Source organism: Methylobacterium oryzae, assembly GCF_036441375.1.
In the GTDB taxonomy this organism is placed as follows: Bacteria; Pseudomonadota; Alphaproteobacteria; order Rhizobiales; family Beijerinckiaceae; genus Methylobacterium; species Methylobacterium oryzae_A.
On record NZ_MLCA01000007.1, the window covers coordinates 200,188 to 216,489 of the forward strand.

General features: G+C 71.0%; 16 protein-coding genes. 2 read left to right on the top strand and 14 right to left on the bottom strand.

Annotated elements, in window-relative coordinates; all coding sequences use genetic code 11:
• Positions 1-291 precede the first annotated feature (291 nt).
• The 3 genes from MOTC310_RS15175 to MOTC310_RS15185 all read right to left on the bottom strand — a co-directional run bounded on the left by MOTC310_RS15175 (position 292) and on the right by MOTC310_RS15185 (position 4,472).
• Positions 292-1,446, bottom strand: coding sequence for a M50 family metallopeptidase (locus MOTC310_RS15175; RefSeq protein WP_331302372.1), 1,155 nt, complete (start codon positions 1,444-1,446; stop codon positions 292-294).
• Positions 1,447-1,626: 180 nt separating this feature from the next.
• Entirely contained in the window at positions 1,627-3,213 is a 1,587-nt protein-coding gene (locus tag MOTC310_RS15180) for a DHA2 family efflux MFS transporter permease subunit (protein WP_331291098.1), read from the bottom strand.
• Between the two features lie 8 nt (positions 3,214-3,221).
• On the bottom strand, positions 3,222-4,472 hold the full coding sequence (locus MOTC310_RS15185) for an HlyD family secretion protein (protein WP_331302373.1): 1,251 nt from the start codon (positions 4,470-4,472) through the stop codon (positions 3,222-3,224).
• Positions 4,473-4,608: 136 nt separating this feature from the next.
• Here MOTC310_RS15185 and MOTC310_RS15190 point away from each other — a divergent pair, with 136 nt between their 5' ends.
• Positions 4,609-5,247, top strand: a complete 639-nt coding sequence (locus tag MOTC310_RS15190; RefSeq protein WP_331291144.1) for a TetR/AcrR family transcriptional regulator — start codon at positions 4,609-4,611, stop codon at positions 5,245-5,247.
• A 49-nt stretch (positions 5,248-5,296) separates the two neighbouring features.
• Here the strand turns inward: MOTC310_RS15190 and dxr are convergent, their stop codons facing one another.
• The 6 genes from dxr to MOTC310_RS15220 form a co-directional block, all read right to left on the bottom strand.
• Positions 5,297-6,475 (bottom strand): 1-deoxy-D-xylulose-5-phosphate reductoisomerase, encoded by a 1,179-nt coding sequence (gene dxr, locus MOTC310_RS15195; RefSeq protein ID WP_331302374.1) that lies wholly within the window; start codon positions 6,473-6,475, stop codon positions 5,297-5,299.
• 19 nt (positions 6,476-6,494) lie between these two features.
• Positions 6,495-7,352, bottom strand: coding sequence for a phosphatidate cytidylyltransferase (locus MOTC310_RS15200; protein ID WP_331291095.1), 858 nt, complete (start codon positions 7,350-7,352; stop codon positions 6,495-6,497).
• A 19-nt stretch (positions 7,353-7,371) separates the two neighbouring features.
• Entirely contained in the window at positions 7,372-7,935 is a 564-nt protein-coding gene (gene frr, locus MOTC310_RS15205) for a ribosome recycling factor (protein WP_020092978.1), read from the bottom strand.
• 112 nt (positions 7,936-8,047) lie between these two features.
• Positions 8,048-8,770, bottom strand: a complete 723-nt coding sequence (gene pyrH / locus MOTC310_RS15210) for a UMP kinase (RefSeq protein WP_331302375.1) — start codon at positions 8,768-8,770, stop codon at positions 8,048-8,050.
• Between the two features lie 499 nt (positions 8,771-9,269).
• Positions 9,270-10,196: a translation elongation factor Ts gene (gene tsf / locus MOTC310_RS15215; RefSeq protein ID WP_042676079.1), complete on the bottom strand. Its 927-nt coding sequence runs from the start codon at positions 10,194-10,196 to the stop codon at positions 9,270-9,272.
• 118 nt (positions 10,197-10,314) lie between these two features.
• Positions 10,315-11,382 (bottom strand): 30S ribosomal protein S2, encoded by a 1,068-nt coding sequence (locus MOTC310_RS15220; protein ID WP_020092974.1) that lies wholly within the window; start codon positions 11,380-11,382, stop codon positions 10,315-10,317.
• Between the two features lie 334 nt (positions 11,383-11,716).
• On the opposite strand from MOTC310_RS15220, the gene MOTC310_RS15225 reads away from it, so the two are divergent.
• The gene (locus tag MOTC310_RS15225; RefSeq protein WP_331302376.1) at positions 11,717-11,878 is read left to right on the top strand and encodes a hypothetical protein; all 162 of its coding nucleotides are present in this window, start codon (positions 11,717-11,719) and stop codon (positions 11,876-11,878) included.
• A gap of 17 nt (positions 11,879-11,895) precedes the next feature.
• Here MOTC310_RS15225 and MOTC310_RS15230 read toward each other — a convergent pair whose 3' ends face one another.
• The 5 genes from MOTC310_RS15230 to lepB all read right to left on the bottom strand — a co-directional run bounded on the left by MOTC310_RS15230 (position 11,896) and on the right by lepB (position 16,293).
• Positions 11,896-12,636, bottom strand: coding sequence for a pseudouridine synthase (locus MOTC310_RS15230; RefSeq protein ID WP_331302377.1), 741 nt, complete (start codon positions 12,634-12,636; stop codon positions 11,896-11,898).
• Positions 12,637-12,649: 13 nt separating this feature from the next.
• Complete coding sequence (locus MOTC310_RS15235; protein ID WP_331302378.1) at positions 12,650-13,555, bottom strand: class I SAM-dependent methyltransferase; 906 nt, start codon at positions 13,553-13,555, stop codon at positions 12,650-12,652.
• Between the two features lie 151 nt (positions 13,556-13,706).
• Positions 13,707-14,705, bottom strand: coding sequence for a GTPase Era (gene era, locus MOTC310_RS15240; RefSeq protein WP_331302379.1), 999 nt, complete (start codon positions 14,703-14,705; stop codon positions 13,707-13,709).
• Positions 14,702-15,481 (bottom strand): ribonuclease III, encoded by a 780-nt coding sequence (rnc, locus tag MOTC310_RS15245; protein WP_331291086.1) that lies wholly within the window; start codon positions 15,479-15,481, stop codon positions 14,702-14,704. The genes era and rnc overlap by 4 nt, the downstream gene beginning before the upstream one ends.
• Positions 15,478-16,293, bottom strand: coding sequence for a signal peptidase I (gene lepB, locus MOTC310_RS15250; RefSeq protein WP_331302380.1), 816 nt, complete (start codon positions 16,291-16,293; stop codon positions 15,478-15,480). Before lepB ends, rnc begins: the two co-directional genes overlap by 4 nt.
• Positions 16,294-16,302 lie beyond the last annotated feature (9 nt).

Below are 16,302 nucleotides of genomic sequence, written 5' to 3' on the forward strand. Positions count from 1 at the left end.
AAACGCGCGGGAGGCCATCGTCAGGGGATTTTGGGGGGTCGTGGCCTTCGCGCCACTTAACGCTGCGGTCAGCTTGTGGGCAAACCGCGGATCATGGTGAACGCCCCGTAAACGCCTGGCCCAGCGGGACTTTCCAGCCACGCTCCCGATCCCGTGAACGCGCTCTTAACCCCGTTTCGACGCGTCTCCGCGGCGGCATCCGGGCGGTGTCCGGGCGAGATCGCGGCGGGATTGGGGCGGCGTTTCCGGTGGAGATCCGGCGGGAGTCCCGGGATCCCCGCCGACCCCGGATCAGGTGTTCCGCCAGGAAGCGCCGAGGTTGAGGATGTCGTTCCAGGCGGCGAAGAGCATCAGCATCAGCACCAGGGCGAGGCCGATGCGGAAGCCGATCTCCTGGGCCCGCTCGCTGAGCGGACGGCCGCGCACCACCTCGAAGGCGTAGAACAGCAGGTGGCCGCCATCGAGCAGCGGCACCGGGAACAGGTTCAGCAGGCCGATCGAGACGGAGAGCAGGGCGATCAAGCCGACCAGCCCGCCGACGCCGCCGGTCTTGGCGACCTCTCCGGAGACGCGGGCGATGCCGATTGGGCCCGAGAGCTGGTCGGCGGATTCCCGGCCCGTGACGAGCTTCCCGAGATACGAGAAGGTCCGCTCGACGACGAAGTAGGTCTCCTTCACGCCGAGATTGAGCGAGTCGAGCGCCCCGTAATGGACGAGCCGCGCCTCCGAGCCCGCGGGCGATCGGATGCCGAGCCGGCCGATCCGGTGGCGACCGAACGGCGTCTTCTCCTCGAAGGTCGCGGGTGTCGCCTGGATCGTGATCGGCTGGTCGTTGCGCTCGACCGTGAAGGTCAGCGGCGTGCCGGCGCTGCCCGTCACCGTGCGGTACATGGCGTTGAAGTCGCCGATCTTCTCGCCGTCGATGGCGGTGATCACGTCGCCCGGCTGGAAGCCGGCCTGGGCGGCAACGCTGTTCGGCTCCACCGAGGAGACCCGGGCGGGCAGCTCGTAGCGACCGCCGAGCCAGATCGCCCCGGCGAAGAGCAGGATCGCGAGGATGAAGTTCGCCACCGGGCCGGCGGCGACGATCGCGGCGCGCTTGGACACGGGCTGGGTCGGGAAGCTGATCGCCCGCTCGTGCGGGCTCATCCGAGCGACCGCCTCGGGATCGGGCATGCTGGCGCCGTTCACGTCGCCGTGGAACTTCACGTAGCCGCCGAGCGGGATCGCGCAGACCTTCCAGCGGGTGCCGCGCCGGTCGTTGAACCCGAACAGCTCGGGGCCGAAGCCGAGCGAGAAGGCGTGCACGCCGACCCCGCACCAGCGCCCGACCAGGAAGTGGCCCATCTCGTGCACGAACACCACGACGGTGAGCACGAACAGGAACGGGATCACGGCGCCGAAGAAACCGCCGGCGGTCCCGCCCATCGCGTTGAGGAAGTCCATAAGCCGTATCCTGGCCGTCTCGGCGCCGGCTTCTCGGGCCGGCCATCCGCCCTGTCTAGCAGATCGGCGGTGCCGACCGCCAACGCAATCCTGCGGCCCGGCCGCGGAAGGTCGCACGCGCCGTCCGATTCCGCACCGGCCGATCGCGCGGGGTCGGTCCCGCCCGTCGGGGACCGCCCGTCAGTGGCCGCCGCCCCCGCCCGCGCCGGCCTTCGGCCGCCGGATCATGGGGACCGCGCAGGCCATCGCGAGGAACAGGACGGTGAGGGACAGGAACACGTCCTCGAAGGCCATGACGAGGCCCTGGATCCGCACCGTGTTGGTCATCGCCTTCAGCGCCATGTCGGAGGCGGCGCTGCCGTAGGCGTCGAAGCCGCGCTGCATCGCGTCGAGCCGCTCCAGCGCGGCCGTGTTCGCCCAGGTGAAGCGCTCGTGCAGCCGGGCGAGGTGCAGGTCCCAGCGGTCGTTGAGGATCGTGTTGATCAGCGCGAGCCCGACCGCGCCGCCGAGGTTGCGGGTCAGGTTGAACAGCCCCGAGGCGTTCTTCATCCGCGCCGGCGGCAGCGTGCCCAGCGCGATGTTGTTGATCGGGATCATGCAGAGCATCAGCGAGCAGCCGCGCAGGATCTGCGGCACGAGCAGCTCGTAGAAGTCCCAGTCCTTGGTGAGGCCCGTGACGATCCACGTGCCGCAGGCGAAGCCGACGAAGCCGATCCCCATCATGATGCGGGGATCGACCTTCCCGGAGAGCCGGCCGGCGATGGGAGCGGTGGCGAACATGCACAGGCCGGAGACGAACATCGTCTCGCCGATCATCAGCGCCGAGTAGCCGCGGACCCGGGCGAGATAGACCGGGTAGATGTAGGTCAGCCCGTAGAGGCCGATGCCCAGCACGAAACTCGCCACGCAGCCGCTGGCAAAGTTCCGGTCCGAGAAGGCCCTGAGATCGACGATCGGCTGCTTCGCCGTGAAGACCCGCCAGAAGAACAGCAGCGCCGACGTCCCGCAGACGACCGCGCAGGCGAAGACCGCCTCGTCCTGCAGCCAGTCGTGGTTGGGCCCCTCCTCCAGCACGTATTCGAGACAGCCGAGGAACCCGGCCATGAAGGCGAGGCCGGCCCAGTCGAACGATTTGATCAGGCCGTAATTGGGCTCGTCGAAATCGACCAGGATCCAGGTCGACACCGTCACGAAGATTCCCGGCACGACGTTGATGAGGAACAACCAGTGCCACGACATGAGGTCGGTGAGGTAGCCGCCCACCGTCGGCCCGATCGTCGGCGCCAGCGTCGCCACGAGGCCGATCATCGGGGAGACGATGGTCCGCTTCGAGGGCGGGAAGATCGTGAAGGCCGCGGCGAACACGGTGGGGATCATGCCGCCGCCGATGAAGCCCTGGAGCGCCCGCCAGACGATCATCTCGCCGATCGACGAGGAGGTGGCGCACATCAGGCTCATCAGGGTGAAGCCACCCGCCGAGATGGCGAACATCCAGCGCGTCGAGAGCACCCGCGACAGGGTGCCGGAGAGCGGGATCGAGATGACCTCGGCGATGAGATAGCTGGTCTGGACCCAGGGGATCTCGTCGCCGGAAGCCGAGAGGCCGGCCTGGATCTCGTTGAGGGAGGCCGAGACGATCTGGATGTCCAGGATCGCCATGAACATGCCGAAGACCATGCAGACGAACGCCACCATGCGGCGGCGGTCGAGGGGCGGATCGGCGGCGCGGATCGGCGCGCCGGGCGCGAGGGCGGCGCTGGCGGCCATCGCCGGTCTCAGCGGCTCGCGGTGCTGACCGGCCTCGCCGCGGAGGCGCGGTCGAGGACGGAGCGGTTCGCGCCGGTGCGGGTATCGACTCGCACCACCGCCGACAGGCCCGGCCGCAGCAGGCCCTCGCGGGCGACCTCCTCGGGCACGCGCACCCGCACCGGCAGGCGCTGGACGATCTTGGTGAAGTTGCCGGTGGCGTTGTCGGGCGGCAGCAGGCTGAACACCGAGCCGGAGGCCGGCGAGAACGATTCCACCACGGCGTGGATCTCGCGGTCCGGGTAGGCGTCGACCGTCACGGTGACCGGCTGGCCGGGACGCATGCGCTCGACCTGGGTCTCCTTGAAGTTCGCGTCGATCCGGACGCTCTGGAGCGGCACCAGCGCGGCGATCCGCGTGCCGGGCCCGACATAGGCGCCGGCCTCGACGGCCTTGTTGCCGACCACCCCGTCGAAGGGCGCGCGGATCACCGTGAAGTCGAGGTCGCGCCGGGCCCGGTCGACGGCGGTGCGGAGCTCCGCCGCGAGGCTCTCCGCCTCGTGCTTCTGCGCCTGGAGGACGTCGACGTTGGCGCGCGCCGCGACGAGGCCGGCCTCCATGGCCTTCACGGAGGCCTCGGTGCGGTCGCGGTCGGCGCGGGTCTGGTCGATGCGCGACTTGGCGACGTAATCCGCCTGCATCTGCGTCGCCCGGGTGAAGTCGGCCTGGGCGCGGACGGCGTCGGCGCGGGTGGCGTCAAGCTGCGCGGCGGCCTGGGCGACCTGCGCCTGCGCCGCCTCGGCCTGCCGGCCGATCCGCGCGATGGTGCTCTCCTGGGTAGCGAGCTTGTCCTGGGCCGCCTGCAGCGCGAGGCGGTAGTCGCCGCCGTCGAGCTCGGCGATGACGTCGCCCTTCTTCACCGCGAGGCCGTTCACCACCGGAACCGACTGGAGATAGCCTGGGATCTTGGCCGCGAGGACCGAGATGTCGGCCTGGACGTAGGCGTCGTCGGTGGAGACGAAGAACCGCCCGACGGTCCACCACTGCCAGCCCTCGTAGGCGCCGCCGCCCAGCGCGGCCATCAGCAGGCCGAGCAGGACGAGACGCTTGAGCGGACGCTTGCGCGCCGGAGCCGCTTCGACCGGCACGGGCTTCGGCCGAGACGCCGCGGCGGAGGCCGGTGCGGGCGGCGCGGAGTGTTCCGCGCGCTCCTCGTCCGCGGCCTCGATACGGGCGTCGGGACCGGAATTGAGCCGATCGGCGTCCTCGCGAAGGGACATGTAGCGCCTCGACATCAATGACCGAACGGTTCGGTCAATAACGAGGCACGACTTGACGCGCCTCCGAAGAAGCCGCAGGTTATTTTGACCGAACGGTTCGGTCAAGCGTGACGGTGTCACGGTGCGGAGCGGGATGATGGCTCAGGGTGCGGTGCTGGAGCGGGGTCAGGCCCAGCACGAGGGCGACAAGCGGCAGCAGATCCTCGAGGGCGCGCGGACGGTGTTCCTGTCGTCGGGGTTCGACGGCGCGAGCATGGGCGAGATCGCCCGCGCGGCCGGCGTCTCCAAGGGCACCCTCTACGTCTACTTCGAGAACAAGGAGGACCTGTTCGAGGCGCTGATCATCCAAGAGAAGGCCAGCCTCGCGGAGGCCCTGTTCACCCTCGACGCGGACGACCCGGACGTGCCCGCCGTGCTGAGGCGTCTCGGCACGAGCTTCCTCGCCGAGATGTGCCGGCCGCAGCACGTGTCGGTGGTGCGGATGGTGATCGGCGCCTGCGAGAAGTTTCCGCGCTTCGGGCAGGTCTTCTACGAGGCGGGGCCGGCCTGCGGGGTCGCGCGCCTCTCGACCTACCTCGACGCGCAGGTCCTGGCGGGGCGCCTGACGATCGCCGATACCGAACTCGCCGCCCGGCACTTCCTGCACCTCTGCCAGGCGGGCCTGCTGACGCGCCTGCTGTTCGCGGCAGGCGGCATCGCCGGCGAGTCCGAGATGCGCCATCAGGTCGACGAGGCGGTGCGGGTGTTCCTGGCCGGGTACGGCCCGGCGCGCTGAGGCGCAGCCCTGGCGGCGACCGTCCTCGCGAGCGCAGCGAAGACGAGGTTCAGCCGGCGGCGCGCAGCTCGGGCAGGGCCTCGGCGCTCCAGACCCGGACATGGGCGTCGATGGCGAGCGCCTCGTCGACGTCGGCGGGCGCGGTCCGGTACCGGCCGGCGAAGTGCGTGCAGGCGCGCTCGACCAGATCGCTGATCCCGTAGAAGCCGATCCGCCCGGCGATGAACGCCGCCACCGCGATCTCGTTGGCGGCGTTCATCACGGTCGGCGCCGCGCCGCCGGCGGCCAGCGCCGCGCGGGCAATCCGCAAGCAGGGGAAGCGCGCCTCGTCCGCCGCCTCGAAGGTCAGCGCACCGAGCTTCACGAGGTCGAGGGGCCGGCCCCGCTCGATGGTCAGGCGGTCGCCGAGGCCGAGGCAGTGCGAGATCGGCACGCGCATGTCGGGCAGCGCCAGCTCGGCGGTCACCGCGCCGTCGAGCCAGTAGACCATGCCGTGGATCACCGATTGCGGGTGCACGACCACGTCGAGGCGCTCGGGCTCGATGCCGAACAGGTGGTGGGCCTCGATCAGTTCGAGCCCCTTGTTCATCAGGCTCGCCGAATCGATGTTGATCTTCATCCCCATCGACCACGTCGGATGGGCCGCGGCCTCGGCCGCGGAGGCGGCGGCGATCCGCTCGCGCGTCCAGGTCCGGAACGGGCCGCCCGAGGCCGTGATCATCATGGTGCGGACGTCGGCGAGCGGCCGGCCGGCCAGGGCCTGGCTCAGCGCGTCGTGCTCGGAATCCATCGGCAGGATCGTGGCGCCGTAGCGGGCGGCGTCGCGCATGAAGGCGTCGCCGGCGCAGACGAGGCTCTCCTTGTTGGCGAGCGCGACCTTGCGGCCCAGCCGGAGGGCGGCGTGGGTGGATTTCAGCCCGGCCGCCCCGCTCACGGCGGCGACGACGATGTCGGCGTCGCGGGCGGCGGCCTCCATGACGGCCGCCTCCCCCGCCCCGCTCGGGATGCCGGAGCCCGACAGGGCCTCGGCCAGCGCCGGGCCGGCGGCCTCGTCGGCGAGCGCTGCGAAGGAGGCGTTGAGCTCGCGGGCGACCTTGGCCAGGGCGACGGGATCCTTGCCGCCCACCAGGGCACCGACGCGGAACCGGTCGGCGTGCTGGGCCAGGAGGTCGGCGGTGGAGCGGCCGATCGAGCCGGTGGCGCCGAAGACGGTGACGACCTGGGTCACGGGTTCAACTCCCTCATCGTCACGGGATCAGACCGCCGCCGCGCAGGGCGAGATAGACGGCCGCCAGCACGGCGACCGCGAAGAATCCGTCGAGCCGGTCCATGACGCCGCCATGGCCCGGGATGATCTTCCCGGAATCTTTGACGCCGTAGCGGCGCTTCAGACCGGATTCGATCAGGTCACCCGCCTGGCTCAGGACGGAAGCGAGCGCGCTCACGCCCGCCACCACCGGCAGGGAGGCGGCGCTGGGCAGGGCCATCCCGGCAAGGTCGGCGACGACCGGCACCAGCGTCCCGGCCGCAACCGCGCCGACGAGGCCGCCGAGGGCGCCCGACCACGTCTTGTTGGGCGAGACCCGGGGCATGAGCTTGGGGCCGCCGATCTTCCGGCCGGCGAAGTAGGCCGCGATGTCGGTGGACCAGACCACCGCGAACATCCAGGCCGGACCGACGAGGCCGATGGCGGGATCATCGCGCAGGGCCACCGGCACCGCAGCGATCGCCGCCGCGCCGAGCACCCCGACAAAGGCGCGGAGCCGGCCCCGGCCGGTCCGGGCCACCGTGGCGCAGGCCGCGGCGCCCAGGAGCAGCACCGCGAGGCAGGCCGGCGTCGGGGCGCCGCCGCGCTGGCAGAGCAGAAGGGCGGCGAGCGTCGCCGCGCCGAGCGCGATCAGCACCTCGCGCGGCTCGGTGCGACTCATCACCATCCACTCGGCGAAGCCGACGATGGCGGCGGCGAGCCAGATTCCCGCGAAGGGCCAGCCGCCATAGACCAGAGCGGCCAGCACGCCGGCGCCGAGCACGAGGCCCGAGGCGACGCGCAGCCACAGCTCGCGCCGTCCCGAGGGACGCGCGGCCGGTGCGGCGGCGGAGGTCACGCGCGTCCTGCCCTTCGCCTCAGACCTGCATGATCTCCTTCTCCTTGGACGCCAGCACGCCGTCGATCTCGGCGATGTACTGGTCGGTCGCCTTCTGCACGTCGGTGGCCTGACGCTTCTCGTCATCCTCCGAGATGGCGCTGTCCTTCAGGAGCTTCTTGAGATGGTCGAGGCCGTCCCGGCGCACGTGGCGCACGGCGACGCGGGCCTCCTCGGTGTACTTGTGGGCGACCTTGACCATCTCCTTGCGGCGCTGCTCGTTCATCTCGGGGATGCGGAGCCGGATGGTCTGCCCCTCGGTCTGAGGGTTGAGGCCGAGATCGGATTCGCGGATCGCCTTCTCGACGGCCGTGACCATGCTGCGGTCCCAGACCGAGATCGACAGGAGCCGCGGCTCCGGCACGCTGACAGTCGCGACCTGCGCCATCGGCATCATCGACCCGTAGGCGTCGACCTGGATCGGGTCGAGGAGCGACGGCGTGGCGCGCCCGGTGCGCAGCGAGCCGAGATCCTTCGAGAGCGAGGACACCGCGCCCTGCATCCGGCGCTTGATGTCGTTCAGATCGAATTCCGGTGTGGCCATGAGAATCGTCCCGAGACGTCTGACGTGGTCTTGAGCCCGGCGCGGGCAGTCGCGGCCTCAATGGACGAATTTTTTCAGGGCCGCAAACGGTTGCGGCGCCATTCGGGCGGCGTCAGGGCGCCACCAGGGTCGAGGGTGCCTCGCCCGACAGGATCCCGGCGATCGAGCTCGGCGGGTGGAGCGAGCCGACCACGATCGACAAGCGGCTCTCCCGGGCCAGCGCGAAGGCGGCGGTGTCCATCACCTTGAGGTCGCGGGCGATCGCCTCGTCGTGGGTGATGCGGTCGTAGCGCGTGGCGCTCGGATCCTTCTTCGGATCCGCCGAGTAGACCCCGTCAACCTGGGTCGCCTTGAGAACCGCGTCGCAGCGCAGCTCGGCGGCGCGCAGCACCGCGGCGGTGTCGGTGGTGAAGAACGGGTTGCCGGTGCCGCCGGCGAGGACAACCACCTGGCCCTTGTCCAGGTGGTGCAGAGCCGGCTGGCGGGCGTAGGTCTCGCAGATGGTCGGCATCGACACCGCCGACATGGTCCGCGCCTGCACGCCCGCGGCGTTGAGCGCCGTCTCGATCGCCAGCGAGTTCATCACCGTGGCCATCATGCCGAGCGAATCCCCGGTCGCCCGGTCGATCCAGCCGGCCGCGGAGATCCGCGCCCCGCGGATCATGTTGCCGCCGCCCACCACGATGGCGATCTCGGCGCCCGACTCGATCGTGCGGGCGATGTCCTCGGCGAGCGCCGCCAGCGTCGGTGGATGCAACCAGTAGCCGTCTGGAGCGGCGAGCGCCTCACCCGACAGCTTCACGAGGATACGGCGAAACGGCGTCGTCTCCGGCATCTGGACCCCCGGCTCCATCCCGCATCGCGTGAGCGGGGAGGCTTCTACGTCAACCGCCCGAGCGCCGTCGAGAGGCCCGGCCCGGATCCGGCGGGGATCGTGGGTACAATGCCTGCGCCGCGCGAACGGCGCGCGGCCGTGGAGGATGTCTGCGCCGCCTTCGCGGTCCGGGTCCGGAACGGCGGGATCCCGGTCGATGCGGCGCCGGCGTGACGGCGACCCGTCGCGCCGGCGCCCGTTCTCAACTGCCGGCCAGGACGCCGACGGCGCCGAAGACGGTCATGGCGAGGCCGGAGGCGAACACGCCGATCATGAGGTAGGAGAAGGGCTTCAGAGGCATGCCCGGAAGCTAGCGCGGCGCCGCATAGCGGGGTGTGCGGCGCAACACGACCCGGCGTGGATTGATCCGATGCCCCCGAAAACGGGAAGCCCCGCCCGGCGCTTGCCGGACGGGGCTGATCTCACGACGGCCCGGCAAACCGGGCGCTCGCGGTCGGTCTCAGGCGCGGCCGGCCTGCTGGGCGACTTCGGTGGCGAAGTCCGGACCCTCTTCCTTCTCGATGCCGTCGCCCAGCGCGTAGCGGACGAAGCCCGTGAGGGTCACGGGGCCGCCGACCTTGGAGCCGGCCTCCTTGAGGACCTGGCTCACTGTCTTGGAGCCGTCGTGCACGAAGGGCTGCTCCAGAAGGGTGACCTCCTTGTAGTAGCTCTTCAGGCCGCTCTCGACGATCTTGGCCATCACGTGGTCCGGCTTGCCGGCGTTCTTCTCGCGCAGGATGTTCGACTCGCGCTCCACCGTGGCGGCGTCGACGCCCGAGGCGTCCAGCGCCACCGGGTTGGTCGCCGCGATGTGCATGGCGATCTGGCGGCCCAGCGCCGAGAGCGCGTCGACGTCGCCCTCGGACTCGAGCGCCACGAGCACGCCGATCTTGCCGAGGCCCTCGGAGATCTGGTTGTGCACGTAGGAGGCGATGACGCCCTTCTTGACCTCGAGCTTGGTCACCCGGCGCAGGTTCATGTTCTCGCCGATGGTGGCGATCAGGGCCTGCAGCTTCTCCGAGACGGTCTCGGTGGCGCCCGGGAAATGGGCGGCCTGGAGGCCCTCGAGCGTGCCGTCGGTGTTGAGCGCGATCTTGGCGGCCTCGCGGGCGAAGGCCTGGAAGGCGTCGTTGCGGGCGACGAAGTCGGTCTCGGAGTTCACCTCGACCACGGCGGCGTGGCGGCCGGCGGACTCGACGGCGACGAGGCCCTCGGCGGCGACGCGGCCGGCCTTCTTGGCGGCCTTGGCGAGACCCTTCTTGCGCAGCCAGTCGACGGCGGCCTCGATGTCGCCCTGCGTCTCGTTGAGCGCGCCCTTGCAGTCCATCATGCCGGCGCCGGTCTTCTCCCGGAGCTCCTTCACCATCGCGGCGGTGATGTTGGCCATGGCGGTCCCTTTCGTGTGGTCTGGATGCGAGAGGCCCGGCGCGCGGGTGAGCGGCCGGGCCCGGTATGCCTGGATCCGCGACGGCCCGATGACGGTGCCGCCGCGAAGCCCCGTTGGATCAGGCCGCGGCGGCGGCCTCGACGAAGCCGCGGGCCTGCGAGACCCACGAGTCGCGGTCGATGCGGCCGTTGAGCTTCAGGTCGGCATCGACCTTGGCGACGTCCTCGGGGGTCATCGCGGCGAGCTGCCAGTAGTGGTAGATGCCGGCGTCGTTGAGCTTCTGCACGATCTGCGGGCCGGCGCCGTTGAGCTTGGTCAGGTCGTCCGGCGCGCCGCGCGGGGCAGCGAGCAGCTCGAAGTGCTCGGTCGACTCGGCGAGCATCGCCACGTCGGCCGGGTCGAGGGCATCGGACTCGACCGTGACGGCCGCGTCGTCGTTCGCCGGCAGCTCCTCGGCCATCGGCTCCTCGGAGGCGCCGATATCCATGCCCGACGAGCCCTGGGCGCGCGAGATGCCGTCGATGGCGGCCTTGGCGATCAGGTCGCAGTACAGCGCGATCGCGCGGCCGGCGTCGTCGTTGGCCGGGACGATGTAGCTGATGCCGTCCGGGTTGCAGTTGGTGTCGACGATGGCGGCGACCGGGATGCCGAGGCGGTTCGCCTCCTTGATCGCCAGCTGCTCCTTGTTGGTGTCGATCACGAACAGCAGATCCGGCACGCCGCCCATGTCCTTGATGCCGCCGAGCGCCTTCTCGAGCTTCTCCTTCTCACGGGAGAGCATCAGGCGCTCCTTCTTGGTCAGGCCCGGGCCGCCGGTCTCCAGCGTCTCGGTGACCTTGCGCAGGCGCGAGATCGAGCCCGAGATGGTCTTCCAGTTGGTGAGCATGCCGCCCAGCCAGCGGGAGTTGACGTAGTACTGGGCCGAGCGCTTGGCCGCCTCGGCGATCGTGTCGGCCGCCTGGCGCTTGGTGCCGACGAACAGCACGCGGCCGCCCTTGGCGACGGTGTCGCTCACCGCCTGCAGCGCCTGGTGCAGCGCCGGCACGGTCTGGGCGAGGTCGATGATGTGGATGTTGTTGCGGGTGCCGAAGATGTACGGCTGCATCTTCGGGTTCCAGCGGTGGGACTGGTGACCGAAATGGGCGCCCGCCTCGAGGAGCTGACGCATAGAGAAATCGACGGCCATGGCTCTTGTGCTCTCCGGTTATATCCGCCGCGGAGGGATGCGGTCGGCCGAGAGTTCGGACGACCACCGGAAACGCCTCATTCAGGCATGAGGCCGGCTCCGCGTGTGGGATGGGCGGGCGCTTAGCAGAGGGCGGGTCCGAAGGCAAGAAGCGGCGGGGCGGCGCGGGCCAGCCCTCTATCACAGCCTGTGTTCAGACCGCTTGCAACACGCGGGCTCGCCTCGCGAGAGTTCGGACCATGGCGGCGGTCGCCTTCGACACCCTGAAATTCGCCCGGACCCTCGGGAGAAGGCCAAGCTCTCCCCGGAACAGGCGGAAGGCTTGGCCGATGCCATGGCGGAAGCGTTGCAGGGCGATCTCGTCACGAAGGCGGATCTGCGCGCCGGGCTGGCGGATACGCGGTCCGAGATCGTGCGCTGGGTGGCGGGCCTGATCGGCTTCCAGACACTCGCTGTGATCGGCGCGGTCGTCGCCCTCGCCCGGGCGCCGCACTGACAGGCGCGCAGCCCGGATCACCCGCCCGCGAACACCGCCGCCACGTCGTCGGCCGTCATCACCCGGTACGCCCCCGCCGGCAGGTCCGCCGGCAGAGCGAGACCGCCGACCCGATCCCGGTGCAGCGCCGCGACGTGGTTGCCGACGGCGGCGAACATCCGGCGGACCTGGTGGTAGCGGCCCTCCGTCAGCGTCACCGCGCAGCGGGTCGCATCCTCGACGTCGAGCCGCACCGGCAGGAGCGGGCGCTCCTCGCCCTCCAGCACGAGCGTCCCCGCGGCGAACACCTCCGCCTCGCGGCCGGTCAGCGGCCGGTCGAGGGTCACGCGGTAGCGCTTCGCCACCTGGGCCTTCGGGCTGATGATCCGGTGCAGGAGCGCCCCGTCGTCGGTCAGCAGCAGCAGGCCCGAGGTCTCCTTGTCGAGGCGCCCCACCGTCGAGAGCGGCGGGTCGCGGCGGCGCCAGCGCTCGGGCAGCAGGCCGTAGACCAGCGGGCCGGCCTCCTTGTGGGAGCAGGTCACGCCCAGCGGCTTGTGCAGCATCAGGCACAGGCCGGGGAGCGGGTCGAGGGATTCGCCGTCGATCGTGAGGCGCTCCGGCAGGTCCGGCGCGAGGGCGATCCGGTCGCCGGCATCCGCGAGCTCCGCGCCGTCCAACTGGATCGCGCCGGCGCGGGCGAGGGCCTGGATCTCGCGGCGCGAGCCGTAGCCGAGATTGGCGAGGAGCTTGTCCAGGCGGACGGATCTCGCAGCGCTCATGGAAGCGGCGCGCTCACCGGCGGGCCTCGTAGACCCGGTAGCCGTTCGCCCGGACGGCCACCGCGACGTGCCGGAACGCCTCGCGCAGGCTCGCCTCGTAGGGCAGGTGCGCGTTGGCCACGAGCCACAGCGCCCCCCCGGGGCGCAGGGCCTCGGCGGCCCGCGCGATGAACGCCCGGCCGAGGGCCTGATCCTCGCTCCCGCCCTCGTGGAACGGTGGGTTCGTGACGACGAAATCGAGGTGATCCGGCACGGCGCCGGAGGCCCGGATATCCGCCCAGAGGATCGTCGCCCGCGGGTCGGCGACGTTGCGGCGCGCCATCTCGACGGCGCGCCGGTCGATCTCCAGCAGGGTCAGGGCGGTCACGGCCTCGGAGCCCAGGACGGCCCGCGAGAGGATCCCGAGCCCGCAGCCGAAATCAGCGCCGCGACCCTTGAGGGCCGGGAGGTTCGCGAGCAGCAGCGCCGTGCCCGGATCGAGCCGGTCCCACGAGAAGATGCCGGGCTGCGTGCACAGGGCGAGGTTGTCGACGTGGCGCGGGCCGCCCTCGTCGATCGCCTCGGCGAGGCCGGCCGGCGCCGTCGGCCGCTCCGCCGTGCAGATCCGGTGGTGCCGGCGCGGCTGGTCCGCGGCCGCGCAGCCGAAGGTCGTCAGCTCCTTGGCGAGGCGTGTGCCGCCGCGATCCTTGGGCGCCAGGGCGACCATGCGGCCGCCCGGCCCGAGGGCGCGCAGCACCTGGGCCAGCACGTAGCGCCGCTCGACCGTCCCGGGCGGCGCCAGCACGGTGGCCGCGTCGAGGCTGTTCTCGGACAGATCCTCCAGCCGCGCGGCGCCGGGAATCAACGGGGAGAGCTGGACGGCGTCGCCCGGGACCTCGGCGAGGTCCACCGGCGGCAGGCCGTAAACGGCATGGCGCATAGACAATTCGGGATTTGGAGTGCCGAATCCGGAACGCGAATCCGCGGCGGAGCGGGGTAAACCCGCGCCCGACTCGGTTCATCCGGGGGGAACACCGCGTTTATACCGGAACCGGCCCGGAAGCCCAGCCTCCCGAGCGCGGCCCTCGGCGTCAGCCCCGCGGGAATTCCAGGCCCATCTCGCGGTAGCGGGCCGGGTCGTCGGCCCAGTTCTCCCGCACCTTCACGTGCAGGAACAGGTGGACCTTGGCGTCGGCCGCCTCGGCGATCTCGATCCGGGCCGCCTGCCCAATCGACCGGATGGTCTGGCCGCCCTTGCCGAGCACGATCGAGCGCTGGCTCTCCCGCTCCACGAAGATAGTCTGCTCGATCCGCACCGAGCCGTCGGGCCGGATCTGCCACTGGTCGGTCTCGACCGTGGAGCGGTAGGGCAGCTCCTCGTGCAGCCGGTCGTAGATCTTCTCGCGGGTGATCTCGGCGGCGAGCATGCGCAGGGGCGCGTCCGAGACTTGGTCCTCCGGATAGAGCCAGGGGCCCGGCGGCATGCGGGCGGCCAGCGCCCGGCGCAGGTCGGCGACGCCGTCGCCGTTCAGCGCCGAGATCATGAAGGTCTCGGCGAAGGGCGCGGCGGCGTTGAGCTTGGCGGCGAGATCGAGCAGGCGCTCGCGCGGGATCAGGTCGATCTTGTTGAGGATCAGCAGCTTCTCGCGCCTCACCTCGCCGAGCCGGCCGAGCACCGCCTCCACCTCGGCGTCGACCCCCTTACGCGCGTCGACCAGCAGGCAGACGGCGTCGGCGTCGGCGGCGCCGCTCCAGGCCGAGTGGACCATCGCGCGGTCGAGGCGGCGCTTGGGCGCGAAGATGCCGGGGGTGTCGACCAGCACGACCTGGGCCGAACCCTCGATGAGGATGCCCCGCACCAGGGCCCGGGTCGTCTGCACCTTGCGGGAGACGATCGAGACCTTGGTGCCGACGAGGTTGTTGAGCAGGGTCGACTTGCCGGCATTCGGCACGCCGATCAGCGCGACGAAGCCGGCCCGGGCGTCGGCGGGCGTGCCGGGAAGGGTGGACGGGTCGCGCGCGGGCTCCGGGGGCGGCGCCGTGTCGGGCCCGCCCTGCTCGTCGTGATCGTCCTGCTCGTGCGCGCTCATGCTGTCTCCGTCGGCTCCGCATCCGCGGAGGCCCCGATTCCCTCCCGCTCCATCAGCGCCCGGGCGGCGGCCTGCTCGGCGATCCGCTTCGACGTGCCGTCACCGAGGCCGGGCTCGAGGCCCTCGACCTGCACGGCGATGCGGAACCGGGGCGCGTGGTCGGGACCGGTGCGCTCCACCACCTCATAGGTGGGGATCGGGAGGCTGCGGCCCATGGCCCATTCCTGCAGGGCGGATTTGGCGTCGCGGCCCCGGGCCGCCGCGGTCGGCTCGCCGGGGCGGAAATGCGTCTCGACCACCGCCCGGGCGGTGTCGAACCCGGCATCGAGGTAGATAGCACCCAGGATCGCCTCGCAGACGTCGGCCAGGATCGTCTGGTTGCGCCGGCCGCCGCCCATGACCTCGCCCTGGCCGAGGATCAGGTGCGGCCCGACCTCCCAGGAGGCGGCCACGGCCGCGCAGGTCTCGCGCCGGACGAGGGCGGCCAGGCGGCGGGAGAGGTCGCCCTCGTCGGCCTCCGGGAAGGCGCCGTAGAGGCGGTCGGCGACCGCGAGCCCGAGCACGCGGTCGCCGAGGAATTCCAGCCGCTGGTAGCTCCCGCCCCGGCCGCTCGCCTTGCTGGTGTGGGTCAGCGCGCGGGTGAGAAGGTCCGGGTCGCCGAAGCTGTGCCCGATCCGCTCCTCGAGCGCGGTCAGGGGGGGGCGCGGCTTGTGGGCCCGCCTGGATCGGGCGTTGGCCCGGGGCTGCGCGGCGTCGTCCAAGTCCGGGCCGGTCAATGGATCGTCGTGAACAGGCGCGACCAGCGCACGTGGGCCGGCCAGTTCCAGACCTGCCAGGCCGGCGTGCCCTCGTCGATCGAGAAGAAGATCATCTCGGCGCGCCCGACCAGGTTGGCGAAGGGCACGTAGCCGACATTGGCGAGATCGCGCGAATCGGTGGAGTTGTCGCGGTTGTCGCCCATCATGAAAAAGTGACCGGGCGGGACCGTGTACAGCTCGGTCTTGTCCCAGAAGCCGTTGTCGCCGTCGCGCTCGATCACCCGGTGGACCACGCCGTTGGGCAGGGTCTCCATGTACTGGGGCACCTTGGTCGGCTGGCCGTAGGGGTCGGTGGTCTCGTAGTCGGCGATCCGCTCGCGCTTGACCGCCTTGCCGTTGATGTTGAGCACGCCGTCGATCATCTGGATCTTGTCGCCCGGCAGGCCGATCACGCGCTTGATGTAGTCGGTCGAGTTGTCCTTGGGCAGCTTGAACACCGCGATGTCGCCGCGCTTCGGGTCGGCGCCCCAGATCCGGCCGTCGGCCTGGATCGGAATGTATTCCGACAGCGGCAGCGAGTACTTGGAATAGCCGTAGGAATATTTGGACACGAACAGGTAGTCGCCGATCAGCAGGGTCGGCACCAGCGAGCCCGAGGGGATATTGAACGGCTGGAACAGCAACGTCCGCACCACCAGGGCGATCAGCAGCGCCTGGATGCCGACCTTCAGCGTCTCGCGGATGCTGGCCCAGGTGCCGGTGTCGGCAGGTTTCCTGAGCGGCTTGCCGTCGTAATCCACGCGCGCGTTCCGTCTTCGGTTGAGGTGCATCGCCCGCGG